This window comes from Colwellia sp. BRX10-9 (assembly GCF_014077405.1).
Lineage (GTDB): Bacteria > Pseudomonadota > Gammaproteobacteria > Enterobacterales > Alteromonadaceae > Colwellia_A.
The window spans coordinates 1-203 of the sequence record NZ_JACGVV010000169.1 but is presented as its reverse complement, the minus strand read 5'-3'; the positions used below and the strand labels follow the sequence as shown (position 1 = coordinate 203).

Genomic DNA, 203 nt, shown 5'->3' with positions numbered 1-203 from the left:
GGTGTAAAAGTATAACTACCATCTGCATTTAAAGTTAACTCACCTTCGGTGAGGGTAACGGTGTCACCTGCACTATATGTATTACCATCAACAGTAAAGCTGGTGACGGTCATTGGACCGTCTGCTGTTTCAGCATTATCTAACACATTGCCCGTGGCGGTTGTATCTTCAGCTATCGTGACAGTTTCACTATCATCACTTAA

General features: G+C 42.9%; 1 pseudogene. It reads right to left on the bottom strand.

Features of this window, described 5'->3' with window-relative positions:
* A pseudogene (locus tag H4J69_RS19875) lies at positions 1–203 on the bottom strand (hypothetical protein); the annotation flags it as partial.